22 protein-coding genes and 1 other RNA gene are annotated in these 22372 nt (G+C 66.2%); 11 read left to right on the forward strand and 12 right to left on the reverse strand.

Annotated elements, in window-relative coordinates; translation table 11 throughout:
• Positions 1 to 79: 79 nt before the first annotated feature.
• On the reverse strand, positions 80 to 2401 hold the full coding sequence (locus ACYU98_RS14625; RefSeq protein ID WP_460468962.1) for an immune inhibitor A domain-containing protein: 2322 nt from the start codon (positions 2399 to 2401) through the stop codon (positions 80 to 82).
• Between the two features lie 159 nt (positions 2402 to 2560).
• On the opposite strand from ACYU98_RS14625, the gene panB reads away from it, so the two are divergent.
• A complete protein-coding gene (gene panB / locus ACYU98_RS14630) occupies positions 2561 to 3412 on the forward strand; it encodes a 3-methyl-2-oxobutanoate hydroxymethyltransferase (RefSeq protein WP_460468963.1) in 852 nt (283 codons plus the stop codon).
• A gap of 48 nt (positions 3413 to 3460) precedes the next feature.
• Here the strand turns inward: panB and ACYU98_RS14635 are convergent, their stop codons facing one another.
• Both ACYU98_RS14635 and ACYU98_RS14640 read right to left on the reverse strand, forming a co-directional pair.
• Positions 3461 to 4675 carry an MFS transporter gene (locus tag ACYU98_RS14635; protein ID WP_460468964.1) on the reverse strand — a complete coding sequence of 405 codons (1215 nt, stop codon included), beginning with the start codon at positions 4673 to 4675 and terminating at the stop codon, positions 3461 to 3463.
• Between the two features lie 49 nt (positions 4676 to 4724).
• Complete coding sequence (locus ACYU98_RS14640; RefSeq protein WP_460468965.1) at positions 4725 to 5783, reverse strand: NAD(P)-dependent alcohol dehydrogenase; 1059 nt, start codon at positions 5781 to 5783, stop codon at positions 4725 to 4727.
• Between the two features lie 65 nt (positions 5784 to 5848).
• On the opposite strand from ACYU98_RS14640, the gene ACYU98_RS14645 reads away from it, so the two are divergent.
• A complete protein-coding gene (locus ACYU98_RS14645) occupies positions 5849 to 6163 on the forward strand; it encodes a hypothetical protein (RefSeq protein ID WP_460468966.1) in 315 nt (104 codons plus the stop codon).
• A 30-nt stretch (positions 6164 to 6193) separates the two neighbouring features.
• Positions 6194 to 7042: an MFS transporter gene (locus ACYU98_RS14650; protein WP_460468967.1), complete on the forward strand. Its 849-nt coding sequence runs from the start codon at positions 6194 to 6196 to the stop codon at positions 7040 to 7042.
• Here the strand turns inward: ACYU98_RS14650 and ACYU98_RS14655 are convergent, their stop codons facing one another.
• Positions 7043 to 7219: a methionine aminopeptidase gene (locus ACYU98_RS14655; protein ID WP_460468968.1), complete on the reverse strand. Its 177-nt coding sequence runs from the start codon at positions 7217 to 7219 to the stop codon at positions 7043 to 7045. It abuts the gene before it with no gap.
• A gap of 55 nt (positions 7220 to 7274) precedes the next feature.
• Between ACYU98_RS14655 and map the strand changes: the two genes are divergently transcribed.
• Both map and ppgK read left to right on the forward strand, forming a co-directional pair.
• Entirely contained in the window at positions 7275 to 8135 is an 861-nt protein-coding gene (map, locus tag ACYU98_RS14660) for a type I methionyl aminopeptidase (RefSeq protein ID WP_460468969.1), read from the forward strand.
• A gap of 22 nt (positions 8136 to 8157) precedes the next feature.
• Positions 8158 to 8910 carry a polyphosphate--glucose phosphotransferase gene (gene ppgK, locus ACYU98_RS14665; protein ID WP_460468970.1) on the forward strand — a complete coding sequence of 251 codons (753 nt, stop codon included), beginning with the start codon at positions 8158 to 8160 and terminating at the stop codon, positions 8908 to 8910.
• A 22-nt stretch (positions 8911 to 8932) separates the two neighbouring features.
• On the opposite strand, the gene ACYU98_RS14670 is transcribed toward ppgK, so the two are convergent.
• The 3 genes from ACYU98_RS14670 to ACYU98_RS14680 are packed head-to-tail and all read right to left on the reverse strand — an operon-like array spanning position 8933 to position 10947.
• Entirely contained in the window at positions 8933 to 10057 is a 1125-nt protein-coding gene (locus tag ACYU98_RS14670) for a lipid II:glycine glycyltransferase FemX (RefSeq protein WP_460468971.1), read from the reverse strand.
• A 23-nt stretch (positions 10058 to 10080) separates the two neighbouring features.
• Positions 10081 to 10257: a hypothetical protein gene (locus tag ACYU98_RS14675; RefSeq protein WP_460468972.1), complete on the reverse strand. Its 177-nt coding sequence runs from the start codon at positions 10255 to 10257 to the stop codon at positions 10081 to 10083.
• A 33-nt stretch (positions 10258 to 10290) separates the two neighbouring features.
• Positions 10291 to 10947, reverse strand: a complete 657-nt coding sequence (locus ACYU98_RS14680) for an MBL fold metallo-hydrolase (RefSeq protein WP_460468973.1) — start codon at positions 10945 to 10947, stop codon at positions 10291 to 10293.
• 51 nt (positions 10948 to 10998) lie between these two features.
• Between ACYU98_RS14680 and ACYU98_RS14685 the strand changes: the two genes are divergently transcribed.
• On the forward strand, positions 10999 to 12459 hold the full coding sequence (locus ACYU98_RS14685; protein ID WP_460468974.1) for a GuaB1 family IMP dehydrogenase-related protein: 1461 nt from the start codon (positions 10999 to 11001) through the stop codon (positions 12457 to 12459).
• A 24-nt stretch (positions 12460 to 12483) separates the two neighbouring features.
• Positions 12484 to 12833: RNase P RNA component class A (rnpB, locus tag ACYU98_RS14690), an RNA gene on the forward strand.
• A gap of 32 nt (positions 12834 to 12865) precedes the next feature.
• Here rnpB and ACYU98_RS14695 read toward each other — a convergent pair.
• A complete protein-coding gene (locus ACYU98_RS14695; RefSeq protein ID WP_460468975.1) occupies positions 12866 to 13786 on the reverse strand; it encodes an EamA family transporter in 921 nt (306 codons plus the stop codon).
• A gap of 71 nt (positions 13787 to 13857) precedes the next feature.
• Here ACYU98_RS14695 and ACYU98_RS14700 point away from each other — a divergent pair, with 71 nt between their 5' ends.
• Positions 13858 to 14754 carry a LysR family transcriptional regulator gene (locus tag ACYU98_RS14700; RefSeq protein WP_460468976.1) on the forward strand — a complete coding sequence of 299 codons (897 nt, stop codon included), beginning with the start codon at positions 13858 to 13860 and terminating at the stop codon, positions 14752 to 14754.
• Between the two features lie 34 nt (positions 14755 to 14788).
• On the opposite strand, the gene ACYU98_RS14705 is transcribed toward ACYU98_RS14700, so the two are convergent.
• Positions 14789 to 16234, reverse strand: a complete 1446-nt coding sequence (locus tag ACYU98_RS14705) for an RNB domain-containing ribonuclease (protein WP_460468977.1) — start codon at positions 16232 to 16234, stop codon at positions 14789 to 14791.
• Between the two features lie 60 nt (positions 16235 to 16294).
• Between ACYU98_RS14705 and ACYU98_RS14710 the strand changes: the two genes are divergently transcribed.
• Together ACYU98_RS14710 and ACYU98_RS14715 are read left to right on the forward strand one after the other, a co-directional pair.
• A complete protein-coding gene (locus tag ACYU98_RS14710; RefSeq protein ID WP_460468978.1) occupies positions 16295 to 17044 on the forward strand; it encodes a YaaA family protein in 750 nt (249 codons plus the stop codon).
• Positions 17037 to 18116, forward strand: a complete 1080-nt coding sequence (locus tag ACYU98_RS14715; RefSeq protein WP_460468979.1) for an SLC13 family permease — start codon at positions 17037 to 17039, stop codon at positions 18114 to 18116. Before ACYU98_RS14710 ends, ACYU98_RS14715 begins: the two co-directional genes overlap by 8 nt.
• Here the strand turns inward: ACYU98_RS14715 and ACYU98_RS14720 are convergent.
• Positions 18085 to 18654, reverse strand: coding sequence for a helix-turn-helix domain-containing protein (locus ACYU98_RS14720; RefSeq protein ID WP_460468980.1), 570 nt, complete (start codon positions 18652 to 18654; stop codon positions 18085 to 18087). The two genes, ACYU98_RS14715 and ACYU98_RS14720, sit on opposite strands and share 32 nt — an antisense overlap.
• Positions 18655 to 18983: 329 nt before the next feature.
• Positions 18984 to 20138 carry an MFS transporter gene (locus ACYU98_RS14725; protein ID WP_460468981.1) on the reverse strand — a complete coding sequence of 385 codons (1155 nt, stop codon included), beginning with the start codon at positions 20136 to 20138 and terminating at the stop codon, positions 18984 to 18986.
• Between the two features lie 56 nt (positions 20139 to 20194).
• On the opposite strand from ACYU98_RS14725, the gene ACYU98_RS14730 reads away from it, so the two are divergent.
• Positions 20195 to 21010, forward strand: a complete 816-nt coding sequence (locus ACYU98_RS14730) for a winged helix-turn-helix transcriptional regulator (RefSeq protein ID WP_460468982.1) — start codon at positions 20195 to 20197, stop codon at positions 21008 to 21010.
• A gap of 177 nt (positions 21011 to 21187) precedes the next feature.
• Here ACYU98_RS14730 and ACYU98_RS14735 read toward each other — a convergent pair whose 3' ends face one another.
• On the reverse strand, positions 21188 to 22372 hold the full coding sequence (locus ACYU98_RS14735; protein ID WP_460468983.1) for an O-succinylhomoserine sulfhydrylase: 1185 nt from the start codon (positions 22370 to 22372) through the stop codon (positions 21188 to 21190).

Genomic DNA, 22372 nt, shown 5'->3' on the forward strand with positions numbered 1-22372 from the left:
CCCATCTTGTCGTACGTCCGGGTCACATGAAACGGCCCCGGGCGAAATTCGCCCGGGGCCGCTCACGATTGAGCCTGGATCAGTTCTTGAACTGGATCTTCAGCTGCATCGAATTGGCCAACTGGTTGAGCACCGTGATCTTGGTGCCGGAACCGGCGACCTTGGTGGATCCGTACTTATTGTCGGTCGTGTAGTACGCGTTCGCATCACTGTCGTCGAACACGCTAACCGGCGCCTGCGACGGCACCGAGGTCGGAACCCCTGCGCGGTGCAAGGTGAACGCGTCGGTCGCCTGGGTGCCGAAGGTCGCGTCGAACGGCTGGATGCGGTTGGACATCAACGCCCCGTCCGACCACTTCAGCGGAACCGAGTGAGCATCGACCGGCAGCACCAACCCACCACCGGGGTGCAGGTAGGTGTTGTTGTCTTCGTACTCACCGTTGACGAAGGTGATGAGCAGTCCGTCCTGGTAGGGGAAGTGCTCTACCCAGTCCGGCTTCGGCGCGGGGTTCCAGCCGAAGTTGTACGGCCCGGTCTGCAGCGTCTTGTCATAACCGGCGTAGCGACGGTATTCCGCGAGGTAGTACTGCGGCACCTGCTTGCTGGTCGAACCGTTCATCCGGGTGAAGCCGGCGGCCGTCCAGTCGGAGGTCGTCGACTCCGCACCATCGCTGGTGGTTGTGCCATCGATCGTCGTCGCGATGTCGTCGAGGAAGGCACCACCCTGGTTCACGCCACCGTCGGTGACGTAGAGCCAGCGGAACTTGACCTTCTTGCCCTTGTAGGCCGACAGGTCGTACGAAGCGGTCGACCAGGTCATGTTGGTGCCGGTCTTCGGCGCCGCGACGTCGGTCCAGGTCGAGCCGCCGTCGGTGGACACCTGGGCGTAGAGGAAGTCGTAGTCGTGCTCGATGTCATAAGCCAAAGCGGCTGAGACGGAGGCAGTCGAAGCACTCGTCAGGTCGAGATCACGGGTCAGGGAGGTGGTCAGGTTGTCGCCCCGACCACTCCACCATTCCTGCGAACCGGTCTTGGGAGTGTTGTAGCTGGTCGTGACCGTCTTGTCCGGCAGTGTCACTGCCACCGCCTGGGGCAGCTTCGAGTCGTCGGCGTCAGCCGGACCAGTGGCGACCACCTGGGTCGACTTGGCGCCGTACGGCACTGTCTTGACGTCGGCCCATCCGAGCTGAGTCTTCTCCCACGCACCCATGTAGCCCGGGGTCGTGCCGATGTCGTTCTTGCCGTGGTTCAACCAGGAGCCGGAGCTCATCAGGGTCCAGAACGAGGTGCTGTTGGTCGAGCGGTTGGTCGTGTCGTAGAGGTCCGGCAGACCGAGGTCATGGCCGAACTCGTGCGAGAAGACACCCAGGCCGCCGTTCTCCGGCTCGGTGGTGTAGTCACCGACCCACAGGCCGGTGGTGCCGATCTGCGCGCCACCCGACTTGTTGCTGGCCGGGCCGGTCGTGCCATAGCCGGCCTGAACTGCCCAGCGGTGGGACCAAATGGCGTCCTCGCCCTGCGCGCCGCCGCCAGCTTCCTCGCCCTCACCGGCGTGGATCGCCTGGAAGTGGTCGATGTAGCCGTCGGGCTCGTTGAAGTTGCCGTTGTTGTTGTAGTCGTAGCGGTCCCACTGGTCGAACTGCGCCAAGTAGGTCTTGATCTCCGCGTCGGTCTTGCCGGCCTTCTTCTGCGCGGTGTACCAGGAGTTCACGGAGTCCTGGATGAAGCTCCAGTAACCGCCGGCCTCGGTGGTGCCATCCCCGGCAACCGGGTTGTGGCCGTAGCGAGCCTCGTTGTAAGGCACGGTGACCCAGTCGCTGACGTCACCCTCGACGTCGAATCGCCCCTGCGACTGCGACTTGTAGAAGTTCTTGAAGGACTCCCCGTCACCAAACATCATGTCGAGGTAGTGCTGCCGGTCGAACTTCGGCTCCCAGTAGGTCGAGTTGTCCTGGGTGCGGTCCGGCTGCGCGATGCTGCCAGCCTGCGGGCCGGCGGTGCCACCCTGCGGGCTCTTGGCCTGGTCGCCGAACTGAACCAGCACGGTGAAGATCGAGGCGGTCTGGTTGACGTCGTATTCGACGTACTTACCCTTCTTGCCCTTCGAGCCCTTGTTCTTGTTGTCGCCAGCCTGCTTGCCCTGAACCTCGATCACGCGCTTGCCGTTGATCGTCTTGGTCGTGGCCTTGCCTTGCAGCAACTTGGTGACCGCATCTTGGCGCAATTGCGCCTGCGCCTCAGCGCGCGGGTTGGGCAGGTTGTCCGGTCGTGACGTCGCCGAGGCGGCCACGGTCGTGGCCTGCTCCGGGTTCGCCGGCGGTACGGCTACGGCACTCGGTGATGCGAATGCCACGGTCGCCGCGGTGGCGCCGATGGCAGCGCCAACAATGCGTCGATTCACTGTTCCTCCAGGGGGATCAGCCGGGTGACGAGGTGACCCGGCCCCAGGATTCTGGCCGCACTGACAGGAAAAATGTTGGCTTTTCCGAGGTTTCTTTAAGGTTTGTTTACCTTTGGCCACCCGCAGGGGTTAAAACCGCCGAGCGATAGCCTGATCCGTATGAGCGAAGAGCCCGCGCCCTACGGCGCCGCCCAGCCCGCGTCGAGGCCGCGTCGGCGGATCCGCACCGTCCATCTGCAACAGATGAAACAGCGCGGTGAGCGCTGGTCGATGCTGACTGCGTACGACCAATACACCGCGGCGATCTTCGACGAAGCCGGCATCGAGGTGCTGCTTGTGGGCGACTCCGCCGGCAACAACGTGTTCGGCTATGACACGACCCTGCCGGTCACGCTCGAGGAGTTCATCCCCCTGGTGCGCGCCGTCAGCGGAGCTGCCAAGCATTCCCTGGTGATCGCCGACATGCTCTTCGGAACGTACGGCGGCAGCGTGCAGCAGGGCTTCGATGCTGCCGTACGGCTGATGAAGGAAGGTCGCGCCCACGGCGTGAAGATCGAGGGCGGCGTCGCCATGGTGCCGACGATCAAGGCGATCACCGACGCCGGGATCCCGGTCATCGCCCACATTGGCTTCACCCCGCAGAGCGAGCACAACCTGGGCGGATATCGCGTTCAGGGCCGGGGCGACAGCGCCGAGCGGATGGTCGAGGAGGCCAAGGCGCTGCAGGAAGCGGGTGCGTTTGCGGTGTTGATGGAGATGGTTCCGGCGCCGGTCGCGGCGGCGGTCACCAAGTCGCTGTCGGTGCCGACGATCGGTATCGGCGCCGGGCCGGACTGCGACGCGCAAGTTCTGGTCTGGCAGGACATGGCCGGACTACGCACCGGCAAGGCACCCCGCTTCGTCAAGCGCTACGCGAACCTGCACGACGTGTTGCTGCAGGCAGCCACGGACTATCGCGACGACGTGGTGGGCGGCACCTTCCCGGACGAACAGACCTCGTTCGCCGACTGACCCCGCTCCCGTCCAAGTCCGCACGAGTTTCTGCCGGGAGACTTTCGTCTATCCGGCAGAAACTCGCGCCGATTTGAAGGGCCGGTTCTTGCGGGGCACCGACCGATAGAGCACCGCGGCGGCGCCGAGGCCGACGACACCGGTGGTGGCGATGGCCGGGCCGAGCGACACAGCGGCGGTGACGGCCGACAGCAATCCCGGGCCACCCACAGCGCCGAGGTCGGACAGTTCACGCCAGATCCCCAGGAACTGGGCTCGACCCACGTCGGGCGAGTAATCGGCTCCGAGGGTCATCACCATGCCCGCCCCGATCCCGTTGCCGAAGCCGAGCACACAGGCCACGATCGCGAACGGGATAACCGAGTGGGTGAACGGCATCGCGATCAGACTCGCGGCCATCACCAACATCGAGGGCACCGTCACCCAGCGACGGCCGTAGAGATCCATCACCTTGCCGGACGGATAGAACACGAGCATGTCGACGCCGCCGGCGATGCCGTAGACCAGTGAGGCCGCCTGGGGCGACAGCCCGAGGTGTTCGGCCCACAGCGGGATCACCGCCTGCCGGCTCGACCGCACCGCGGCAACCAGCAGGATGCCGATGCCGACGGTGAGGAAGGTGCGGCGATGTTCGACCAGCACCCGCCGCACGCTCACCGGCCCCGCGGCGCGGACCTTGTCGGTGGCCGGCAAGTCCGGCAGCGTCGCGGCAATTGCGCCCGCCGCGGCGACCGCCCCCAGATAGACGAGGTAGGAGGACCGCAGGCCGCCGAGGCCGATGGCGGCGGCGCCGAGGAACGGCCCGATAAAGACACCAATCCGCATGACGCCGCCCAGCGTGCTGAGCGCGCGGGCCCGGAATGCCGCTGGCACCGCCTCGGTCAGATAGCTCTGCCGGGCAAGCATGAAGACTGAGGCCGACGCACCCATCAGCAGGACACCGACGACCAGCATCCACAACTCGGTGGCCGCCCAACAGACCAACGCCGATACCGCGGCGGTGGCCGCCGCACCGACGATCGACCACCGCTCTCCGAACCGCGCGGTGACGATCGAGGCCGGAACATTGCAGAACAACGAGGCGACGTCGATCAGCATCACGATCAGCGCGGCTTCGGGGACGCTCGACCCCAGGTGACGGGCGGTCAGCACGATCACCGGCAGGGCCGCACCCTCGCCTAAACCGAACAGCAGCGACGGACCGTACGCAGGCAGCGCCAGGCGGCGCAGCGAGAACTCCGGCTCGGTGGACGAACTTGTCATCGGACAGACCGATGGCCCAGCGGAATCCGCTGGGCCACAGGGCTTTTCCTCACTTGGTCGCCGGAGCGATCGTGGAGGTGTCGATCACGTAGCGGTAGCGGACCTTGCCGGCGACGACGTCGTCATAGGCCTTGTCGACCTGGTCGGCGGTGATGGTCTCGATGGTGGCGCCGATGCCATGTTCGGCGCAGAAGTCGAGCATCTCCTGGGTCTCCGGGATGCCGCCGATCATCGACCCGGTCAACACCTTGCTGCGACCGACGACGGCGCGCGGCGGGATGACGTAGTCGCCATTGGGCAGACCGACGCTCACCAGCACCCCGAACGGCTTCAACAGATTCATGTAGTCGTTCATCGGCAGGTCGGCACTCACCGTGTTCAAGATGATGTCGAAGGTGCCCCGGTTGTCCTTGAAGGTTGCGGGGTCGCCGGTGGCGAGGTGGGCGCTGGCGCCGAGCGCCTCGGAGTCAGCAGCCTTGTCCATGGTGCGCGAGAGGCCGACGACCTCCGCGCCCATAGCGGCGGCGATCTTGACTCCGAGGTGGCCGAGGCCACCGACTCCAACCACACCGACCCGCTTGCCCGGGCCGGTTCCCCAGCGCTTCAGCGGCGAGTAGGTGGTGATGCCGGCGCAGAGCAACGGAGCGGCAACATCGAGCTCAAGCTCGTCGGGGATGCGGCAGACGAAACGTTCGGTGACCACGATCTGCTGGGCGTAGCCGCCCTGGGCGCGCTCACCGTCGTAGTTGACCGAGGCGTAGGTGAAGACGGCGGGCTTGACGCAGAACTGCTCGTGGCCGTCCTTGCAGTTCTCGCACTCACCGCAGGAGTCGACCATGCAGCCGACGCCGACTCGGTCGCCGACCTTGTATTTGGTGACGGTCGATCCGACTTCACTGACAATTCCGGCGATCTCGTGACCGGGAACGAGGGGGAACTCGACACCGCCCCATTCCTGGCGAACGGTGTGGATATCGCTGTGGCAGATGCCGGCGAACTTAATGTCGATCCGGACGTCGTCGTCGCGCAGAGCGCGTCGCTCGATGGTTGTCTGCTCGAAGGGTTTTCCGGCCTGGGTAACCGCAATGGCGGCAGTTGTCGTACTCATCGCTCCCCAAACTACTCCGCAGTCCCGGACCTCCCAAAGTCGAGCGCGGGTGATGGGATGGGCTGGTGCTGTCGACGTACGCCCCCCTACTGCGGGATCCCGCCGCTCGCCGATTCCTTGGTGGTTCGGCCATCGGCCGGTTCGGTTATTCGATGTACGGCATGGGCCTGGTCACCATGGTGTCGCTGCGCACGGGGTCGTTCGCCCTGGCCGGGGCGGTGTCGGCAGCCGGGTTGATCGTGTTGGCAGTCTCGGCAGTCATTTCCGGGCGACTCGTCGACCGCTACGGCCAGCGAGTCGTCGCACTTCCGCTGCTGGCGTGGTCCCTCGCATGGACCGTGGTCGTGGCGATTTCCTCGGCGAGCCACTGGCCGCACTAGACTCTCTTCGTTTCGTACGCCTTCGGGTCTGTGCCGGCGAACATCGGGACGCTGAGCCGGGCTCGGTGGGCCCATCGCCTGGCCGACTCCCCCGGCCGGCTGCACTCGGCGATGTCGTTGGAACAGGTCACCGACGAGCTGGCGTTTGTCCTGGGCCCAGCGCTCGCGGTGGGCCTGGCCACGCTCTGGTTCCCCGAGGCCGGCGTTCTCGCCGCCGGGGCGCTCGGCGCGATCGGCACGCTGCTGTTCCTGTCCGAGCGGGAGACCGAACCACCGGTCGATGCGGCCACCCACCACCAGAGCGCCCTTGCCGTCCGAACCCCTGGGATCGTGCTGCTGGCCGTCATCTTGTTCATGACCGGCACCATCTTCGGTTCGAATGAGGTGTCGACCGTCGCGGTTGCCAAGCATCTGGGTCAGGCCTCAAGCGCCGGACTTGTCATCGGGCTGTTCGCGCTCGGCTCTGCCGTTGCCGGGTTGTGGTTCGGAACCCGCACGCTCGGCCATTCCCTGCCGACCGCGTTGATCGCGGGCACGGCGGCGATGTTCCTGCTCGAGACCCCGATCCTGTTGGCAGTCGACCGGCTGACCGTGCTGGGCCTGGTGCTGCTCGTCGCCGGCGCGGCCACCGCACCGACGCTGATCATCGCGATGCAATTGGCTCAGCGCTGCGTTCCGAGGGCCCAGAGCAGCGAGGCGATGAGCGTGGTGCTCACCGGTCTGTTGATCGGTGTGGCCGTCGGCTCGGCGGCCTCGGGTTCTCTGATCCAGCGTTTCGAACCGGGCACCGGGTTCCTGGTGACACTCAGCGCAGGGGCGGCCGCCCTGCTCATCGCAGTGGTCGGCCGCCCCGTGTTGAAGCGTGGTCTCAACGGCTAATCAGCCGTCTTCCCACTCCTTGTCCTCGGCATCCCAGCGGTCGGTGTTGGCCTTGGCCTTCTCCAAGGCGGCGCGCGCCTCGTCCTCCGAGGAGTAAGGACCCATCAGGTGGTCCTTGGACTCGGTCGAGCCGTCTTGTTCGACTTGTCCGGTGTTGGTGTTGAACCAGTACGCCATTCGTCACTCCTTCTCATGGGCTGTCCTGGGCTGGGTCGCCCTTAGGCTGAACCCTATGTCGCAGCGAGCCAGGATGGTCCCCGGAAACATCAGTCCCCGCCGCGCCGTCCCGACCACGATCGCCCGTCCCGAATATGTCGACCGCCCCGAGCCCCGGCCGTACGACGGCAACGAGGTCAAGGACGCCGAGACGATCGAGAAGATGCGCATCGCCGGGCGCCTCGGGGCGCAGGCGTTGCAGGCTGCGGGGGCCGCGGTCGCGCCAGGAGTCACCACCGACCACCTCGACCGAGTGGCCCACGAGTTCCTGATGGACCACCGCGCCTACCCCTCGACCTTGGGCTACCGCAGCTTCCCCAAGTCGCTCTGCACCAGCGTCAACGAGGTCGTCTGTCACGGCATCCCAGACGACCTGCCGTTGCAGGAAGGCGACCTTGTCAAAATCGATGTGACGGCTTATATCGAGGGAGTTCACGGCGACAACTGCGGGACGTTCTTCGTCGGCGAGGTCGCGCCGGAGGTGCGCGATCTGACCGAGCGCACCCACGAGGCGATGATGCGCGGGATCAAGGCGGCCCTGCCTGGTCGCCAGGTCAACATCATCGGCCGGGTGATCGAGAAGTACGCCGCCCGATTCGGCTACGGCGTCGTGCACGACTACACCGGCCACGGCATCGGCGACACCTTCCATTCCGGCCTGGTGATCCCGCACTACGACGCGGCCCCGTCCTACGACGACGTGATCGAGCCCGGCATGACCTTCACCATCGAGCCGATGATCACCCTCGGTTCCGGTGACACCCAACTCTGGGACGACGGCTGGACCGTCACCACCGTCGACGGCTCATGGTGCGCGCAGTTCGAGCACACTCTGCTGATCACCGACGACGGCCCTGAGATCCTGACCCTGCCCTGATCCGCTCATCGAAGGAGATCGCATGACCAACACCCACCCCCTTGGCATCGACGTCGGCGGCTCCGGCATCAAGGGCGCCCCGGTCGATCTGAGCACCGGTCAGTTCGCTGCCGACCGGCTGCGGATTCCGACGCCGGAGAAGTCCACTCCGGAGAACGTCGTCAAGGTCATCGCCCAGATCGTCGAGCATTTCGCCGACCAGATCGGCAACGAGGCGGTGGGCATCACGCTGCCCGCCGTGGTCACCCACGGGGTCGTCCGCACGGCCGCCAACATCGACAAGTCGTGGATCGACACCGACGTCGAGAAGTTGCTGGAAAAGACCCTCAAGCGTGATGTCGTCGTGATGAACGACGCCGACGCCGCCGGGGTCGGCGAACTTCAGTACGGCGCGGCGAAGGGCCAGGAAGGACTGGTGCTGGTCTCGACGCTGGGCACCGGCATCGGTTCAGCTCTGCTCAACCACGGCGTCCTGGTTCCCAACACCGAATTCGGTCACCTTGAGATTGACGGACACGACGCTGAGTCCAGGGCGGCCGACAGCGTTCGCGATGCCAAGGACATGTCGTGGGAGAAGTGGGCCAAGCGGTTGCAGACCTACTACAGCCACATCGAGATGCTGCTCTCCCCCGACCTGATCGTGGTCGGTGGCGGTGTGTCGTCGAAGTCGGAGAAGTTCCTGCCGCTGCTCGACCTGCGCGCACCGATCGTGCCGGCAAAGCTGGAGAACGCGGCCGGGATTGTCGGCGCCGCCTGGAGCGCAGCGAACAAGTAGGGCTCGCCCCCGTCGGCGGCCGTCAGCTGCTGCGACGCTTGGCAACCGCCTCGCGTACGCCGGCGACGGCCGCCTTCGGGTCCTTCACCGCGGCCTTCGCCTGCGGCACAGTCGTTTTCACGACCTTGCGAACGGTCGGCAGCGCCCGGGAGAACACCGGGAACATCGGCGACAGCTGCCGATCGTAGGTTCCGACCAGCAGGTTTTCGTGCTTGGCGAACTGCCGCTTGAAGTCGCTAATACCGTCGTTCAGCAGGCCGTTGAAGTCGTAGCGGCTGACACCCTGCTCGCGAACGTGCTGCATCGCCCAGAACTTCAGTCCGTAGTTCAGTCGCAGCTTCATCCCGCGTTCGTTCACTCCGCCGTAGAGCTCAAACGCTGTCCTGCCCGACACGACGAGCCATACGAACGCGACGACCTGGTCGCCTTCGTACGCCGCAATCAGCTGCGATCGCTCGCCCAGGCACTCCCGGATCGCGTGGTGGTAGTCGTCGCTGTGCACGTTGAAGCCGGCGCGACGAGCCGTCTCGTGGTTGATCGCGAGCACCTGTTGCAGGTCGGCTTCGTCGGTGACGAGCCCGAACCGCACGTTCTCGGCCTTGAACGACTTGCGCACGTTTTGCCGGGCGCTCGAACCGAAGCCCTTCATCAGCGCGTCGTCGTCGAGGCTGCAATCAACGATCAGGGTGCTGGGGATCAGGCCCGTGTTCTCGCTGCGTACGAACCCCGCGCGAGTGATCGCGTCAAGCCACGGGGCGCTGGCCGAAGGGTCGGCCTCCTGCCCCTTCGGAAGCGGGGAATCCGGTGTCTCCCAGTCGGGTTCGACGGTCAGACCGATCGGTTTGCGGGTCTGCTTGATGTGGCCGGCAATCGCTTCGAGCACCACCACGCGGTCATCGTCGCTGCCGACCTGCGGCCCTCGTGGAATGTAGGCGAGTGACCGGAACGGCTGCGGGAGCTTGCGGAACAAGACCTGGGCCGAGCCGAGAACCTCAGCCCCGTCGCGCACGACCAGACGGTCGGCGCTCCAGTCGTAGCGAGACTTCAGCTCGCCCCAGCCCCACAATTGCAGCGGGTGGCCCCCAGAGCTGTTCACCAGCTCGTCCCATTCGGCGCGATCGGTGCACGGCGTCACACGAAGAGTCATGCGGTCAGGCTAACGGCCGCGGCTCAGCGGGCGCGCACCGACTTGGCGACCTTCTTCGGTGGCTTCGAGGTCACCGCGTAGAGGCGCGAGTCAACCTTCTTGGCGTGTCCGAGCATGGTGAGTCGGTGCATGACCACGGGGCACTTCTTGCAGCGTGGATTGCTCTTGCAGCACTTCTTCTTGACCTTGATCTCCGGCACGATCGCGATCTTAGGCCAGGCTAAGCTGAGTTGTTAAAGCATCTCAGTGGCTGGCGCACCCCGCAGGTCGCGCATTTCCACGCCGCCGTCGAGCCCGAACTGGCCGATGTGATGCAAATACACCGCGCGCCCGACGTCGGTCAGCAGACCGTCGTGGATCGGAATGACCGCCTTCGGCGCAATGCGGCGTACGAAATCAATCGTTTCTTTCACCGCGGCCCACGGCGCGCTCACCGGCACCGCAAGCAGGTCGACCGGCTCCAGCGGCTGCCCCTGGAGAGCATCGCCGGGGTGGAACAGCGAGGGTTGACCCGGACTGCTCAGCAGCAGTCCGACATTGGCGATCCGAGGAATGTACGGGTGGATCTCAGCGTGTTCGCCGCCCACCGGAGTGACCTCGACCGGCCCAAGGCTGAACCGCTGACCGGCCGCATTCGCGGTGACTTGGATGCCAGAATCCGTCAGGATCTGCGCGGTCTCCGGGTCGGTGCGCAGCTGTGCGTTGGGGTTGCGCTCGAGCAGTGCGTCGAGCTTGTCGGTGTCGAGGTGATCGGGGTGCTGGTGGGTCACCAGGATCGCGTCGACGCCGCTGACCGGCTCGAACGACGACAGATTGCCCGGATCGATCAGGATCCGCAGGTCTGGATATTCGACCAGCAGGCAGGCGTGTCCGAGATGGGTGAGGATCATGCTCGTCACGCTAATCGACGTAAGCCGTCCCACGACGTACCATCCCTCTACGTGAAACTCCTCGGTGACCTGCCCCCGTACGACCTCACGTACAGCGACGTCTTTATGGTTCCGTCCCGCTCGTCGGTGACCAGCCGCCTCGACGTGGATCTGACCACCCCGGACCTTGTCGGCACCACCGTCCCGCTCGTCGTTGCGAACATGACCGCGGTCTCGGGTCGTCGGATGTCGGAGACCGTCGCCCGACGCGGCGCGATTGCGGTGCTGCCCCAGGACATTCCGGTCCACGAGATCACCAAGACCATCGATTACGTGAAGTCGCGCCACACCGTCTTCGAGACCGCGGTGACGATCGCCCCCGATGCCCCGGTCGCCTCGGCAATCGCCTTGTTGGGCAAGCGAGCCCACGGCGCCGCCGTCGTGGTTGACGACGCTCACCGCCCGATCGGCATCGTCACCGAACACGACCTCAAGGAGGTCGACCGGTTCACCACGGTCTCCGACGTGATGAGCGCGGAGCTGTTCACCGTGTCGGCCGACGCGAACCTCGACGCCGTTTTCGATGACCTCACCCGCCACCACCTCGGGGTGGCCCCGGTGGTGAGTGACGGTGTGCTGCAAGGGGTTCTGACCCGTCGCGGCATCCTGCGCTCGGCGATCTACCAGCCGGCGCTGGACGCTCAGGGGAAGCTGCGCCTTGGCGTGGCGATCGGAATCAACGGTGACGTGCGCGCCAAGGCCGAGGCAATGCTGAAGGCGGGCGCCGACGTGCTCGTCGTCGACACCGCCCACGGCCACCAAGAGAAGATGATCGACGCCCTGTCGATCGTGCGCGATGCACGCGACGCGCATGAGGCAGAGACCGGCGTACGCGTTCCGGTCGCCGCAGGCAATGTCGTCACTGCCGATGGTGCGCGCGACCTCGCTCAGGCGGGCGCCGACATCATCAAGGTCGGCGTTGGTCCGGGCGCAATGTGTACGACCCGGATGATGACAGGCGTCGGCCGACCGCAGTTCTCTGCGGTTCTCGAATGTGCCGCCGCGGCAACTGAAGTCGGCGCTCACGTGTGGGCGGACGGTGGCGTGAAATACCCGCGCGATGTTGCGCTCGCCCTCGCCGCTGGCGCCGCGTCGGTGATGATCGGTTCGTGGTTCGCCGGAACGTGGGAGAGCCCCGGTGACCTCAACCGCGACGCTAACGGTCTCTATTACAAGGAGTCTTTCGGCATGGCGTCGGCGCGGGCGGTGCGCAACCGTACGGCGGGCCGTTCGGCCTACGACCGCGCCCGCTCGGCGTTGTTCGAAGAGGGAATCTCCTCCTCGCGGATGTATCTGGACGCCCAGCGCCCGGGCGTTGAGGACCTCATCGACTCGATCGTGGCCGGCGTCCGGTCCAGCTTCACCTACGCAGGTGCCCGTGACATCGCCGAGTTCCGCGAGCGGGCGACCGTCGGTGTGCAATCGGCGAGCGGCTACGACGAGGGCCGCCCGCGCGAAACGAGCTGGAGCTGACTCGGGGCTAGACTGCTGCGCGAACGAGTCGGCCAGGCGGCCGCGTCGGGAGTTCGCTCCCGCCGAGGAACGTCCGGGCTCCGAAGAGCAGGGTGGTGGCTAACGGCCACCCGGGGTGACCCGCGGGACAGTGCCACAGAAAACAGACCGCCTGCGCTTGCGCAGGTAAGGGTGAAACGGCGGTGTAAGAGACCACCAGCGCCCCAGGTGACTGGGGCGGCTAGGTAAACCCCACCCGGAGCAAGGCCAGACAGTGTGCGTTTGAGGGCTGCTCGCCCGAGCACACGGGTAGGCCGCTGGAGGCGACCGGCAACGGTCGTCCTAGATGGATGGTCGCTCAACGACAGAACCCGGCGTATCGGCCGACTCGTTCACTTCAGCTCACGACCCGAACCAGCCAGTCGGGCTAGGTCGCCTTGAGCGGCTCGCGCAGCGAAGTCGGCTCTTGCCCCGATTCTCTTGGCGCGGGCACCGGTTGGGCCGACGCGTACAACACACCGGCCACGATGATCACCCCGCCGACGATCTCGATCGGCAGCGGCCACTCCCCCAGCGCGAACCCGGCCGTCGTCATTCCGACCACCGGCACCAGCATTGAGTACGGCGCCACGACACCAGCTGGGTGGCGCGCCATCAGCCAGGTCCACAGCCAACTGCCGGCGACGGCGCCGAGCAGCACCGTGTAAGCCAGCCCGACCCAGGCGCCCACCGCATGGCCCGAGGTGGCGAATGCCGACCCGATGCGGTGTGGACCTTCGGCCACGAGTGACAGCAGACCGAGCGGGATCACCGGCACCACGGACATCCACAGCGAGAAGTGCAGCGGGTTCGGAGCGTGTGCCTGGCGACTGGCCAGGTTCCCGAACGCCCATCCAAGGGCACCGAACAGGGTGAGCAGGAAGGGCCACCAGGTGGCTCCACCGGTGTGGGCACTGGCCACGACCGCCAGCCCGAGGACGGCGACTCCAACACCCGCGCCGCGCCGCCCGCCCAACCGTTCACCGGTGAAGACAGCCCCGAGCAGGACGGTGAAGGGCGCCGAAGCCTGCAACACCAGGGACGCCAGTCCGGTCGGCATCCCCTGCGCCATCGCGGCGTAGAGGAAGGCGAACTGCAGGGTGCCGAATCCGGCGCCGTAGCCCAGCAGGTAACGCAGCGGAACCTGCGGGCGCGGAACGAGCAACACCGTCGGGATCGCGATCGCGACCCAGCGCATCGTCACCAACAGGAATGGCGGGAACTGTTCGAGCGAGGCATGAATGGCCAGGAAGTTCACCCCCCACAAAGCGGCGACAACCAAAGCGAGAAGACGGTGGCGAACGGGCATGCCTCGATCTTCGTCCAAGGATCTACTGAGGTCTACTGAATCTTTATGTTCTATAGGTTTAGCCTTCCTACATGATCGATCCACGCCACCTCAGCCTGATCCGCGAGTTGCAACATCGCGGCAGCGTGGCGGCCGTTGCGACCGCGACCCACCGCACCCCCTCCGCGGTCTCCCAACAGTTACGTACGGCCGAACGCGACCTCGGCGTACGACTGGTTGAGCCGGATGGTCGCGGGATCCGATTGACCGACGCCGGCCGACGGGTCGCCGAACTCGCGCTGGACGTCGAGGTCGCCCTCGAACGGGTTGCCACCGAGCTGGTCGATTTCACCCAGCGGACGGCAGGGACCGTACGTCTGGCGGCGCTGCCCAGCGCTGCCGAATATCTGGTCCCTGCCGTCCTGACTGCGTTGCGCGACACCGACATTCAGCTACATCTCGACGACGTCGATGTCTCCGAGGAACGCTTCGCAGAACTGAGCAACGACTATGACTTGGTCCTCGGTCACTCGATGAGGGACGCTCCGGAGCGCTCGGCCAGCTTGCTCACCAGGTCGTTGGTTCCCGAACCGCTCGACCTTGCCGTTCCCGACACGGCGGCCTGGGCCGGACGACGCACGGTGCGCGCCGCCGAAGCCGTTCAACACCCGTGGATCGTGCCGCCGCCTGGGTTCCCTTTCCGCGCGCTGCTGAGCCTCATCGAGCAGCGGGCCGGGCGAGAAGCGCACATCGTCGGCGAGGTGCGCGACAACCGCGTGGTGGAGGCGATGATACGAGCGGGCCACGGCGTGGCGCTCCTCCCCCGGTTCACGACCCGCGCACAGTCCGGCGTACGAACCCTCGCCCTCACCGACGTCCCGGCGGTCCGACATGTGGTCCTCACCGCGCGCCGGGACCGAGCCGAACGCGCAGCCGTCCGCCACGTGACGGACCTGTTCGTCCGCGTCGCCGAACAGCACGGCCGCTGACCCCATCGCCCAAACATCGCCCAAACGCGGGCGGTCAGGCGAGAACGAACTGAACCTTCCCGGCCGCGATGTCTGCCGACTCCAACCGCACCGAAACGGTCGAACCAAGCTCGGCCTGCCCCGCCACGTTCGCGATCACGGCGTGGTCGGTGAGCTGGACGAGGATCCCTGCCTTGCCGTTGTTGTCGACGACAGCAGCCTGGAAGGTCTCCCCGACGTGAGTCGACAAGAACGCGGCCTCCACGACGTCGGTAGCGGCCCGCTCGGCGGACCTGGCCGCCTCGTCGGACTTCTTCATTTCCTCCGGCAGGTGCGCCAACGCCGTACGAACCCACGCCGGCACCTCCGCATCCCGACTCAGCGCCTCGCAAATCACCAGACCGAAGCGGTCCACCAGCCGGCGCAGCGGCGCGGTCACGTGTGCGTACGGCGCGGCGACTGCAGCCTGCTCGGTCACCTCCGGGATGTCGCCGTCGAAGCAGGTGTAGCCGGCGCCACGGAACAGACTGGTTGCTTCGTAGATCAGCGCCAGCTGACGGGGGTCGTTGCGGTCGAGGGTGCGTAGGAACTCGCCATAGGTCAAGTCAGCGCGCCACTCGGCGCCGAGAGCCTGGGCGGCTCGTTTGAAGCTGGTGATGGCGTGTGTGTCGGGCGGCGGCATCGTGCGCAGGATCCCGATCTGGTTGTGCAACATCATCTCCGCGGCGGCCATGCCGGTCATCAACGAGATCTGCGCATTCCAGTCCTCGGCAGGGACCGGCGGGCGCAGGGTCAGGTCGTAGCCGGTCCCCTTGGGGTGAATCTCCTGCTCCGGCATCGGCAGGTTGGCCCCACCACGGGCTTGCTCGAGGGTGATCCGCTTCTCGCCGATCTCCTTCAACAGCAGCAACCGCTCGTCGGCAGATCCGTCGTCGATGGAGCCCTGGACACCGGTGTAGTCGAGCCGCGCGATGCTCTTGACCTTCGCGAGGTAGACCTCGCTGGCCGTGACCTCACCGCTGGCGTTCAGCCGGAAGTCCCACACGAACGCGCCACGCACCGCCCCCTCGAGCAAGCTCGCGGCGCCCTCACTCATCACGGTGGGGTGCAACGGGATTCGCGCGTCCGGCAGGTAGATCGTCTGGCCGCGGTGGTGGGTCTCGGTGTCGAGCGCGCCGCCGGGTTCGACGAAGGCCGGCACGTTCGCGATCGCGTAACGCACCCGATATCCGTCACCGTCGCGCTCCAGACACATCGCCTGGTCCAGGTCCTTGGACCCTTCGGGGTCGATGGTGAAAAACGGCACCGCCGTCTCGTCCCGATCGGGCAACGGCGGGTTGGCCGATTTCGCCTCGGCCTCCCGTACGGCGTCGGCTGGATAGTCGGTCGGAAGTTCCAAACGCTGTCGCAAGCCGTCGAACGCGGCCTTGAGTTCGGGACTGTCGACCCGATCGCTGGGTTCGTCGGTCGCAGGGCGGATGGAGATCACTCGCTTCACCATGGCGCCACTCTATGGACCATGGATGGTGGGTGAGGGGCTACTGCCTCGTAGACTCCTGCGGTGCTCGTTTTGTTGCCGCCGTCGGAGACCAAATCGACCCGCACCCGCGGCAAAACGCTCGACCTCTCCCGCCTGACTTTCCCGGAACTGAACGATGCGCGCGAGCAGGTGCTCGACGCCGTCGGCGCGCTGAGCGCCGCTGACAATGCGGCCGCGGTCCTCGGGGTCAGCCCCAATCTCATCACCGAGATCGCGCGCAACACCGCGTTGCGAACCTCGCCGGCGATCCCGGTCGAGCAGCTCTACACCGGCGTTCTTTACGACGCCCTCGACGTTCCGAGCCTGGACGCGGCCGCCCGCCGGCGGGCGCGCCGGTGGATCCATGTGCAGTCGGCACTGTTCGGGGTTTTGTCGCTGCGCGACAGCGCACCCTCCTACCGCCTGTCGATGGCCGTCAATGTTCCGGCGGTGGGACCGCTGGCCGGCCACTGGCGCACTGTGCTGGACGAACCGATGCAACAGCTGGCGGGCAAGGGACTGATCGTCGATTGCCGATCGAGCACATACGCCGCGGCCTGGACTCCCCCAGCCGACCTCGCCGACCGCTGGATCCACATCCGAGTTCCGGGCGCTACCCACATGGCCAAACACACCCGCGGCTTGGTGGCGCGAGCGATCTGCGAGCTCGGTCTTGATCCGCGCCGGCCGCAACGCCTCGCTCAGGGACTCGCCGATCGGTTTGAGGTGACTCTCACCGAGCCCGTGAGCTCAACCAAACCGTGGATCCTCGACGCGGTAGTCCGTGCCTGACCTCGCCGGCCTGCTGGAGCGCGTTGCACCTGTTCTGGGCTTTCTGGTTGCGCTCACCATCGTTGCCGAGATCGCTGATCGGGCCGGCCTGTTCGACGTCACTGGCCACTGGGCGGCCCGCGCGGCGCGCGGCAGTGTCGTGCGCCTCTGGTTCCTGGTCGTCCTGCTCGCTACCGCCTCCACGATCGTGCTGAGCCTTGACACAACCGCCGTCCTGCTCACGCCGGTGGTGCTGTCGATTGCCCACCGCGCGGGAGTGGACCGCGCCGCATTTGCCTTGACGACCGTCTGGCTGGCTAACACCGCATCCCTCTTGCTGCCCGTCTCGAACTTGACCAATTTGCTAGCGCTGCATCAGTTTTCGAGGCTTCCCGGGCATCCGTCGTACGTCGGGGTCATGTGGCGCCCAGCCCTCGCCGCGATCATCGCGACGGCGGTCGTCGCCTGGTTATTGCACTGGCGACAACTGCGCGGCCGGTTCACCGCCACCGAGCCCGCAGCGGCACACGATCGAGTGCTGCTGATCACCGCCGCAGTCGTCTGCGTGTCGCTGGCGCCGCTGTTCATCTCGGGTATTACCCCGGTCTACCCGGCGGCTGGCGCTGCCGTGGTGCTGCTTGGGGTTCTCGCCTGGCGCGACCGGGCCGGGCTGCGCGAGCTAGAGCTGCCGTGGACGACGGTCGTTGCGGTGGTGGTGCTCTTCGTCGTGGTCGATCTTGCCGGCAAGCACGGCCTGACCGAACTTTTGCGCAGCCTTGGCGGGGCCGGCAGTTCAACCGGTGACTTACTCCGCCTCGCGGCCACCTCAGCGGGGCTCGGCAACCTGGGAAACAACCTCCCGGCATATCTGGCGATGGAACCGGTCGCGGGGTCCGCCGACCGTTTTGCGGCGATCTTGGTGGGTGTCAACGCCGGCCCGCTGATCACCGTGTGGGGGTCGGTGGCCACTCTGTTGTGGCGCGACCGCTGCCGGCGCGCAGATAGCGAGGTCGCGCTGTGGACCTACACCTGGCGTAGCGCGGTGCTGGCTATTGCCTGTGTCACGGCGGCCACTGTGACGACAGCCCTTTAGGCGACGCGGCACCGCGATCGCGATCGCTATCCACGTTCGAAGTTCCCGCGGCCCCGGGACCAGACACCGGCGGACATTGAAAGGTCCACGCTGGCACGACCGTTGTGGTCAACCAGCCGCCGTGGCGCGCCCACCACCAGGTCGGCGGAATCCGCGGTGCGCCGATGATGGGCAAATGGGCGGGAAGCCGGCGTCCGACTTCATCGCGAGCGACTAACTCGCGCCCAGCAACCGCGCCAGCAGGCCTCATCAAGCTCAGGTCGACGGCCTGCTCGACCACGGCCAAGACGTAGCCCGAACCATCCAGCAGCCACCGGACCCGGTCGAAGGTCATCTCGCCACTGCGCCCAGCCTCCGCCCGCGCGATCACTGAGCGGCTGCACCCCCGAAATTCGGCGTATGCCCGCTGACTCAGCCCCAGCACCCGCCGCTGCTCTCGCACGGCGAGGGCGACGTCATCGGCGATAGTCAGCCGCGCAAACGCTTCATCCAGAGCCTTGTTGAAACCGCTCGTGGTGCCCAGGGGATTCTCGGTCATGGACAGATCCTCGAATGGCGGGGGGTCGTTTTGCCACGTCGGGGACGATGCGAGTGGATAACTACGTTGACAACTAGGTGCTGTGGACGACCAAGGCTGACGGTGATCTGATCGGCGGGACTACGAGGTGTCCGCGCACTGTGCAGTGGTTCGCGCCACGAGCCAGATCGGCAACGAACCGGCCGAGGGGAAATCACAAGGTGTCCGCGCAGTGCGCAGTGGTTCGTCTCACGAGCCACCTCCGAAGCCGACGGTGCGACTCGCCGGAAGTGGTTCACCAAGCGAACCAGTGCACACTGTCCACACACCACCCCATTCCGACCGTTTGGTCACGCCGGCTTTCGACGTGTCGCCAAGCGGTCGGACAACAGAACCAAGCCCGCGGCGATGAACGCGACAACAGCGCACGCCGGCCATAGCGCGTGGGGCGCCACGGCGTACAAACCGAGTCCGAGGGGCGCCGAGATGAGGCCGCCGGAGGTTGATAGCCCGGTGTAGAGACCGTGATATCGCCCGATCAAATGGTCTGGCGCCGCATCCTGAACATGCGCTGTAGCGGTGGTCTTATAGAGAATCTCGCCGGCCGTCAGAACCACCATCGCGAGCACCGCCGAGACAACTGAAACCGGAAGGCCGAAGAGCCCGAAACCGACGCCGATCAGCGCGTAGCCGGCCGCAATGATCGGGAGAGCTCGGTGGCCTCGCAAACGCAGCGCGATGACGATTTCGAACAGCAAAACCAACCCGGAGCCGACGGCGATCAGGGCGCTGTAAAGCACCACCGGTTGTCCACTGTCGCGCAGTTGGATCGGCACCGTTGTGTAGAGCTGCCGGTAGACGAGGTCGGCGAGCACGATCGCCGGAACCAGCCACAGCAGGTCCGGGCGCCGGCGCAGCGAACGCCAGAGCGTGTCTGCGCTGGCGACGAATTCGACGCGCGCAGGCTCCGGCTTCGGCTCCGCGGGCAAGGCGCGTAGGACGAGCAGCCGGACCAGCAACAGCACCCCACCGTCGACCAGGAAAATCGCTTCGTACGAGTGGGCCACCAGGAGTGCGCCGAGCAGCGGGCCAACGACGAATCCGGCGTTCGAGGCGGAGCGACTAACCGCAACCGCCGTACGCCGATCGCCGCGTGGCATTGCAAGGGCCGCCAAAGCTCCCGAGGAGACCGTTCCGGTCGCCTGCAGGTATCCGATGATCGGCAGCGTCACGGCCAGAAGCGACGACGGTTGCCACGGCACCGTCATGATCCCAGCGGCGCCCATCGCCGTCGCAATAAGCAACACCCGGCGATGACCGAGCCGGTCGCCCCACCGGCCGCCATGCAGATACCCGAACAGGGTTCCGGCCCCTGAAGCTCCAACCACCAGCCCAGCGACCGGGGCGGACAGCCCGCGCGGACCGGTGAGATAGAGCGTCAGGAAGAGCATCACGAAGGAACTGGCGGCGCTGAAGAACCTGCTTGCAGCGAGCAGCCAGACCACTCGTGGAAGCCCAAGACCAGTGAGTTTCATATTGAAACTGACCATACACTTACGGGGTGTCCAACGATGACTGCGGGATTGCCCACGCGAGCTCGGTGGTTGGCGATGGCTGGAACCTGCTCATCCTGCGGGACATCGCCCGCGGCCTCACCCGATTTGGCGACCTACTGGCCGAAACCGGTTGCTCGCGAAAGGTGCTCACCGAACGCCTTCGTGACCTAGTCGCAAGCGAGGTCCTCCACAAGGCCGCCTACCAAGACCACCCCGAGCGCTTCGACTACCTCCTCACACCGCGCGGCCACGCACTGGTGCCGGTGTTGGCCGCCATTCAGCAGTGGGGCGACACCTGGCTGCTCGGGGATGGCACTTCGCGGGCCGGCAGTGAGACCAATTCCGCTGAGACACATCGAGTTCGGGCCCTCGTCGGGCAGCGAGTTCCGCCAGTCGGGCCCGACCCCATCACGACCGAGCCACTCACCGTTGTCTACTGCTTCCCCGGGGCGGCGCTCCTCGGAATCAGCCAGGTTCCGGGCGGGCCGGGTTGCACGCTCGAATCTTGCACCTACCGCGATCGACTCGCCGACTTCGCCGCCCTGGGTGCCGCCGTCGTCGGGGTGAGCACCCAAACCACAGCGGAGCTCACTGACTTCCAAGTGGCGAATCGGATCCAGTTCCCGCTGGTGGCCGACCCCGGACTCGAGCTAGCCACCTGTCTGCGACTACCCACGTTCACGCTGAATGGGATGACCCGGCTCAAGCGACTCACGCTCGTCGTCGACCGCGAGCGCGTGGTACGAGCTGTTCAATACCCGATCAACGACCCGGCGGGCAGTGTCGAGGGCGCACTCGGGTTGGTCCGCGCCCTCCGCTAGCTGCTAGCGATCGCTCGCGCGCGCGACGTCGCCATCCCACGTCGAATCAGCGGTGCCACCCACGAGAAGGGCAGGCGCCGGCGCAGCCAGAAGTGCTTGGGCAACTAACTTCCGCGAACCAACGGGGTCAGCCACATGTCGGTGGCGCGTCGCCACCGACATGACGGACAGCTCAGCTCAGCCCTGCGCTGCGTCCAACGCCCGCCGCAGGTCCGCGACGAGGTCGGCGGTGTCCTCCAGCCCACACGACACCCGCAACACACCGTCGGTGATGCCCACGGCGAGGCGTGCTTCCTCACCCATCCGGCGGTGCGTGGTGGTTGCAGGGTGGGTGATCAACGACTTCGAGTCGCCCAGGTTGTTGGAGATATCGACGATCTGGAGCGCGTTCATCAACCGGAACGCCTCGGCCTTCCCGCCGGCCAACTCGAAGGTGACCACCGTTCCGCCGCCGGTCATCTGTCGGGTCGCCAGGTCGTACTGCGGGTGGGACTGCAGGAACGGGAACCAGACCTGGCGGACGGACTCGTGAGCAGACAGTGTTTGGGCGACCTCGAGCGCCGAACGCGACATCTGCTCAACGCGAAGACGCATCGTCTCCAGCCCCTTGGTCAGCACCCACGCATTGAAGGGCGACATCGACGGGCCGGTGTGGCGGATCAGGTTCTGCACGGGACCGTCGATGTAGTCCTTGCGCCCCAGGATCGCGCCACCGAGAACTCGCCCCTGCCCATCGATGTGTTTGGTCGCGGAGTAGACGACGATGTCGGCGCCGTGGTCCAGTGGGCGACTGAAAACCGGGGTGCCGAAGACGTTGTCGACGACGACCTGGGCGCCAGCTTGGTGGGCCAACTCCGAGACAGCGGCGATGTCGACCAGTTCCTGCATCGGGTTGCTCGGCGTTTCGAAGAAGACCGCGGTCGTCGGTTCACTCAGCGCCTGCTCCCACTGCGCCAGGTCGGGCCCGTCAACGAACACGGTCTCCACGCCCCAGCGCGGCAGGATCTCGTCGAGGATCACGAAGCAGGAGCCGAACAGTCCGCGGGAGGCGACAACGCGGTCACCCTTGCCCAGCAAGGCGGCCAGAGCCGTGAACACCGCGCCCATGCCGGACCCCGTGGCGTAGCAGCCCTCCGCGCCTTCCAGCAGCCGCAGCCGCTCCTCGAACATCGAGACGGTCGGGTTGCCGTAACGGCTGTAGACAAAGCGCTGCGATTCGCCAGTGAACGCGGCCTCGGCGGCCTCGGCGCTCTCGTAGACGAAACCCGAGGTCAGATACATCGCCTCTGCAGTCTCCTCGAAACCACTGCGGGTCAAGCCTCCGCGTACGGCGATGGTGTCGGGTGAGAACTGCTCGGTCAT

This window comes from Calidifontibacter terrae, assembly GCF_054778835.1.